Source organism: Candidatus Protofrankia californiensis (genome assembly GCF_900634765.1).
Taxonomy (GTDB): Bacteria; Actinomycetota; Actinomycetes; order Frankiales; family Frankiaceae; genus Protofrankia; species Protofrankia californiensis.
Genome location: NZ_CAAAFT010000487.1, coordinates 20,029 through 22,793, shown reverse-complemented (window position 1 = coordinate 22,793; position 2,765 = coordinate 20,029). Strand labels below are relative to the sequence as shown.

Genomic DNA, 2,765 nt, shown 5'->3' with positions numbered 1-2,765 from the left:
CGTCAGGGCCGGCGGTTCCGTCCAGCCCGTCCAGCCCGTCCGGACCGTCGGGATATGCGGCTGTGCTCACCTGGCCGCTTCGAGGTCGGCGCGGACCAGTCGCGCAGCTTGTTCCGGCGCGATCGATCCGAGGCCGAACGACGGGCATAGGCGGGCGATGCCGCACACGCCGCACGCTGGCCGGCGGGCATGGCAGACCCGCCGGCCATGGAAGATGATCCGGTCGGAGGCGATCGTGTAGTCACGCCGTTCGAGCAGTCCGGCGAGATCGCTTTCGACCCTGACCGGGTCGGTGTTGGTGGTGAGCCCGAGCCTGCGCGACAGCCGCCCGACGTGCGTGTCGACCGTGATGCCGGGCTGGTCGAAGGCATGCCCGAGCACGACGTTGGCGGTCTTGCGGCCGACACCGGGCAGGGTGACCAGGTCGCCGAGGCGTGGGGGCACGATCCCGTCGAAGCGGTCGACCAGGGCGGCGCCGATCCCGATGAGCGAGTTCGCCTTGGCGCGGAAGAAGCCGGTTGGCCGCAGGATGGCTTCGAGCTCCGCACGGTCGGCGGCAGCGTAGTCGCCGGCGGTGCGGTACTTCGCGAACAGTGTCGGGGTTACCTCGTTGACTTTCTTGTCGGTGCACTGTGCGGACAGGACGGTGGCAACGAGGAGCTCAAGAGGGTTGTCGAAGTTGAGTGCGATCCGCGCGTCCGGGTGGAGCTCACCGAGCATACGGACGATCTTTCGGGCTCGCCGTGTCCGCGCCAGCGGGCTTTCGGTGGCGGCGTCGGCGAGGGTGGTCACGTCCACAGCCTATCCGGCGATAGGATCATCGCGCTGCCCGGCCGGGACGCCGGATGTGTCCGAAGTCGCACCGCGTATCCTGACCCCACGTGCTGGTTACGTAGAGTCGTCCCTCACCATGGGGCCCGCCATGTTTCTGATTGCCGCGATCTCGTTCCCGCTCGTCCTGCTTGGCCTGCTGCTTGCCATGGAGCGAGTGGAACGCCCCCTGCGCACCGCCGACTCGGGCCAGGGTCTGGAGGGCTTCTTCGACAACGCCCGACCTGACGAGGTGAACACGTTCGTCTCCCAGGGCTTTCCAGCCGCGCTGGAGCGCTACCGCCGCCGTTTGCGACGGTCGGCTCCGGGCAAGCACCGGGCGACGTGACGGCTGGGCTCAGGTGTGGGCGCACGGAGTATTTCTCGTACCTGTGACTACGCAGGGTTATTAACGGCCTCGGTGTGTATGTGTCGTCCCGTCCCGTCCGCAGGCCTGGGCCCCGCTGGTTGCTGTGTGCTGTCCTGTGCCGACCGTTCGGGTCGGAAATACCCGGATTCGACCGACCTGTTCAAGACCCGACAGCCTGTTCCGGCTTCCAGGTCGTGCCCTTTGGCTCTACTCCTGGCATGCTCGGACGCCGTGGACGATCTGCTTGCCCGTGTTCCCATGTTTGCCGGCCTGTCCGAACAGGATCGGCAGGCCCTTAATGATCATCTAGAGCGCCAGAATGTTACTCGAGGCGACGTTTTGTTTCGGGAGGGTGAAACCGGAGACCGTGTCTTCGTGATTCTTGCTGGAAAGGTCAAGATTGGACGTGCCGCGTCGGACGGACGCGAGAACCTTCTCATGGTGATGGGCCCCGGAGACCTCTTCGGGGAACTCTCGCTGTTCGACCCGGGGCCCCGCACGGCCAGCGCAACCGCGGTGACCGACGCTTCGTTGGTATCCCTGGAGCACACCGCGTTGCGGCCGTGGCTGGCAACCCGGCCTGAAGCGGCGTCACTGCTGCTGCGGGTGCTGGCACAACGCCTGCGCCGGACCAACGACTCCATGGCCGACATGGTCTTCACCGACGTGCCCGGACGGGTGGCCAAAGCCCTTCTCGACCTTGCCGAACGGTTCGGTGAGCCGGCCCAGCCCGGTAACGACGCGGCAGGGGTTCGGGTCGAGCACGGTCTCACCCAGGAGGAACTCGCCCAGTTGGTCGGGGCCTCCCGGGAGACGGTCAACAAGGCGCTGGCGGACTTCGCCACCCGCGGCTGGCTGCGGTTGGACTCCCGCGCGGTGGTGCTGCTCGACCGGGAACGGCTCGCCCGCCGCGCCCGGTAGGCCGTCTCCGGCGGACGTCGGTCGACGCGGGCGATGACCCGCACGATTGGAGATCCGCCGGAGACGGCCTGCGGTTCCGGCCTGAGGGGGCACAGGCTGGCTGACTCCCGTCCCAGCAGGTCCTGACCAGTACGCTCGGCGCGCTGGTCAGGACCTGCCTTTGAGCGCGCTGGTCAGGATCTGCCTTTGAGATCGTTAGGCTAGATCGTCAGGTCGCCTTCAGAGCGTTGGATCCGGGTCGTTGGATCCCTGATTGCTGTTATGCCTGTGCGCGCGGCTCCGCCAGGGACGGCGTCGTTGGCGGTGCCGTCGAGGGCGTGGTTGCCGGCGTCGACAGGGTCGTTGCCGAGCGGGCCACCCCGACGTCCGCGACGCTCGGCAGGTTCGCCGGCTTCGAGCCGTTGGGAATCGCGGAGAGCAGCCGGCGGGTCTGCGCGGCCTCGCTCACCGCCTCCGTCGCGGTTGCGGCGGCCAGAGCCTTCTCGTATGCGGCCCGGCCTTCGGCCGGTTTGCCGCTTGCGACCAGCGCGGTGCCCAGCGCCCGCCATGCCAGTACCTGGGCGCGGATGTCCTCGGCGCCTACCTCGACCGCACGCCGGGCCACTGCCAGCGCCTCGGCGGGCCGGCCCGCGTCGAGGAGAGTGCCGGCCAGATGCGCGTATGC

The 2,765-nt window shown here is 68.3% G+C and carries 3 protein-coding genes and 1 pseudogene; 2 read left to right on the top strand and 2 right to left on the bottom strand.

Annotated elements, in window-relative coordinates; all coding sequences use genetic code 11:
• Positions 1–66: 66 nt before the first annotated feature.
• Complete coding sequence (gene nth, locus DD1DGNOD_RS25175) at positions 67–792, bottom strand: endonuclease III (protein WP_131768826.1); 726 nt, start codon at positions 790–792, stop codon at positions 67–69.
• A gap of 130 nt (positions 793–922) precedes the next feature.
• Here nth and DD1DGNOD_RS25170 point away from each other — a divergent pair, with 130 nt between their 5' ends.
• Positions 923–1,159 (top strand): hypothetical protein, encoded by a 237-nt coding sequence (locus DD1DGNOD_RS25170; protein ID WP_131771168.1) that lies wholly within the window; start codon positions 923–925, stop codon positions 1,157–1,159.
• 252 nt (positions 1,160–1,411) lie between these two features.
• Positions 1,412–2,101: a Crp/Fnr family transcriptional regulator gene (locus tag DD1DGNOD_RS25165; RefSeq protein WP_076842430.1), complete on the top strand. Its 690-nt coding sequence runs from the start codon at positions 1,412–1,414 to the stop codon at positions 2,099–2,101.
• Between the two features lie 259 nt (positions 2,102–2,360).
• On the opposite strand, the pseudogene DD1DGNOD_RS25160 reads toward DD1DGNOD_RS25165, so the two are convergent.
• Positions 2,361–2,765, bottom strand: a pseudogene (locus DD1DGNOD_RS25160) (guanylate cyclase); the annotation flags it as partial.

What these genes read in the sequence shown, in the direction of transcription:
- DD1DGNOD_RS25170 (WP_131771168.1), top strand. Translation starts at nt 923, where the DNA reads ATGTTTCTGATTGCCGCGATCTCGTTCCCGCTCGTCCTGCTTGGCCTG.